Annotated in this window: 1 protein-coding gene; it reads right to left on the reverse strand. The window is 69.9% G+C overall.

All coding sequences use genetic code 11. The features are described from left to right. Positions 1-3,642 (reverse strand): SDR family NAD(P)-dependent oxidoreductase (locus tag ACWCQM_RS40810; protein ID WP_450920120.1); only part of this gene is annotated, 3,642 nt, incomplete at both ends.

Consider the following 3,642-nt stretch of genomic DNA (forward strand, 5'->3'; position numbering starts at 1 on the left):
TGATTCACCGCCGAACCACGCACCACCGCCAGCACCGGATGACCGTTACGCCGCGCATCCGACAACCGCTCCAGCAACAACATCCCCGCACCCTCGGACCACGCAGCCCCGTCGGCCGTGTCGGAGAACGACTTGCAGCGGCCGTCCACGGCGAGGCCGCGCTGTCGGCTGAACTCCACGAACACCGACGGCGTGGACATCACCGTGACGCCACCCGCCAGGGCGAGCGTGCACTCACCGTTCCGCAGGGACTGCACCGCCAGGTGCAGTGCCACCAATGACGACGAACACGCCGTGTCCACCGTCACCGCAGGGCCCTCAAGACCAAGCGTGTACGCCACACGACCGGAGGCGACGCTGCCGGCGCTGCCCGCTCCGAGGGTGCCCTCGAACCCCTCCGGGACGGCTCGCAGCCGCGAACCGTAGTCGTTGTACATCACGCCCGCGAACACACCCGCCCGGCTTCCGCGCACCGTTCCAGGGTCGATCCCTGCCCGTTCGAGCGCCTCCCACGAGGTCTCGAGCAGCAGCCGCTGCTGCGGGTCCATCGCCAGCGCCTCGCGCGGCGAGATCCCGAAGAAGCCGGGGTCGAAGTCGGCAGCGGAGTGGAGGAAGCCCCCCTCCCGGACGTAGCTCTTCCCCTGCCGGTCCGGGTCGGGGTCGTACAGGTTCTCCAGATCCCAGCCACGGTTCATAGGGAAGGGAGTGATCGCGTCCGTACGTGCCATGACCAGGTCCCACAGGTCCTCGGGCGTGGCGACGCCACCGGGGAATCGGCAGCTCATGGCGACGACGGCGATCGGATCGTCGTCCGTGGCAATCGGCGCCGGACTCTGCGTGGAGGAGGTAACAACAGCGTCCTGTACGTCAGCTGACTGCCCGTCTGTCACCGATGCCAGTTCACCGAGCAGATGACGGACCAGGGCGGCCGACGTGGGGTGGTCGAAGACCAGCGTGGCGGGCAGCCTCAGCCCGGTCGCCGCATTCAGCCGGTTACGGAGTTCGACCGCCATCAGCGAGTCGAAACCGAGGTCCTTGAACGGACGGTCGTCCGCCAGGGCGTCAGCCGGGGCTCGTCCCAGCACGGTCGCGACATGGCCGTGCACGAGTTCCGAGAGCGTATGCAGGCGCTCCTTCTTCGTGAGCCCCGACAGCCGTTGCGTCAGGCCGGAGGCGGACCCGCCGGCCTCCGCCGCGCGACGACGACGCACCGGACCTCGGGCCAGATCGCGCAGCACCGAAGGTACGGGGGCATCCGAAGTGCGCAATGCGGCCACGTCGAACCGCACGGGCAGCAGTAGCGGCTCTCGCGCTGTCACAGCGGCGTCGAAGAGGGCGAGCCCTTCCTCCGAGGACAGCTCGACCAGTCCGGAACGAGCGATACGGGCGAGGTCCGCCTCGGCAAGCTGGCCCGTCATGGCACTGCGTTGTTCCCAGAAGCCCCAGGCCATGGCCGTTGCCGGCAGGTCCTCGGCGCGCCGTACGGCCGCCAGCGCGTCCAGATAGGCGTTCGCCGCGGCGTAGTTGCCCTGCCCCGCGCTGCCCAGCACGCCAGAGGCCGAGGAGAACAGCACGAACGCCGACAGGTCCAGGTCACGCGTCAGCTCGTGCAGGTTCCACGCTGCGTCAGCCTTTGGCATCAGCACACGGTCGAGCCGTTCGGGCGTCAGCGCGGGGATCAGGCCGTCGTCGAGCACGCCCGCCGCGTGCACGACGGCGGTCAGCGGATGCTCGGACGGGATCAGGCGCAGCAGGTCGGCCAGCGCGGCACGGTCGGACACGTCACAAGCGGCCATCGAGACTTCCGCTCCCCACTCGGACAGTTCGGCCACCAGGTCCGCCGCGCCGGGGGCGCTGTCGCCTCGGCGGCTGACGAGCAGCAGGTGCCGCGCACCGTGCTGCGCGACAAGGTGCCGGGCGATCAGACCGCCCAGGGTGCCCGTGGCTCCCGTCAGAAGAATCGTTCCGTCTGGCGCACCCCACTGCGGAGCGCTCTGGGAGGGAGCTGCCTGAGCGGGCAGCGTGGCCGGCACGAGCCGGGGTACGTAACCTGTCTCTTCACGTACGGCGACCTGCGGCTCATCAGCAGCCAGTGCCCACGCCAGGACGTCGCCGGGCAGGTTCTGCTGGTCGGTGTCGACGAGTACGAACCGGCCCGGGTTCTCCGTCTGTGCCACGCGGAGCAGACCCCACACGGCTGCGGTCGAAGGGTCGGGTGCCATGTCGCCCGGCCCGACGGTGACGGCGCCACGTGTGATCAGCACCAGGCGGGACGCGGCGAACCGCTCGTCCGTGAGCCACACCTGCGTCAGTTCCAGGGCGTAGTGCAGGGTGGCACGAGCCGAAGCGGGCGTCGCGCTGTGCTCGACAGCCGGCGCGGTGAAGCGCGCCACGACCGTGTCAGGCGTCGTGACGCCCTCTCCGATCGCCGCGGCCAGCGAGGCGAAGTCCTCGTACGACTCGCTTGTCCCTGACGCGGCATCACCGATGAATGCCCATCCCGCGCGACTCACGGCCTCTGACGGAGCCCCCTGCGATGTCGGGGTCCACTGGACGCGGTACAGCGCGTCGCCCTGCGCGCCCTGCGCGGTGGCGAGCCGCTGGGGATCGACGGGCCGCGTCAGCAGCGATCCGATCGAAGCAACCGGCTGCCCGGTGCTGTCGGCCACCGCCACCGTTACCGCGTCCGTGTCCGTGCCGGCCGGTGCGAGACGCACGCGGAGCGCGGACGCGCCCGCCGCATACAGCGACACACCACGCCACTCGAACGGCAACCGTGCCAGCCCGTCGGTGAAGAACCCGCTGAGCCGCAGACCGTGCAAGGCCGCGTCCAGCAGTGCCGGATGCATCCTGAATCGCCTGGCGTCCCCGTGTGCCTCCTCAAGGAGCGCAACCTCGGCAAACACCTCGTCGCCGCGCCGCCATGCCGCCCGTACGCCCTGGAACACCGGGCCGTATCCATGCCCGGACTCGGCCAGTTCGTCGTACAGCGCTGCCGTGTCCACCGGGACGGCATCAGTCGGGGGCCAGGTGGCCAGATCCACCCGTGGCCCCGCACCGCCCGTCGCAAGGACACCCGTGGCGTGGCAGATCCACGTCTCCGCGAACGACGCGGAATCACCACGCGAGTACACACTCACCGCGCGCCGACCGGTCCCGTCCGGCTCCGCGACGGTCACCCTCAGGTGTACGCCACCGCTATCCGGAAGGAGAAGTGGGGCTTGGAGCGTCAGCTCCTCCACGACCTCGCAACCGACCTCGTCACCCGCCCGGACAGCCAGCTCCAGGAAGCCTGTTCCCGGCAACAACACGGTGGAGCCGACGGCGTGATCGGCCAGCCATGGATGCGTACGCAACGAGATGCGCCCGGTGAAGACTGCTCCCTCGGAATGAGGGAGGTCCACCGCCGCTCCGAGCATGGGGTGTTCCGTCGACAGCAGGCCGACCGAGCCCATGTCGCCGCGAGCTCCGGTCGGAGCGTCGAGCCAGTAGCGGCGGCGTTGGAAGGCATACGTCGGCAGATCCACCCACGACGCACCCGTCCCCTCGAACGCCTGAGACCAGTCCACCTCCACACCCTGCACCCACGCCTCGGCCAACGACGTGAAGAACCGGTCCAGGCCACCGTCATCACGACGCAAC

The organism is Streptomyces sp. NPDC002125, assembly GCF_053593715.1.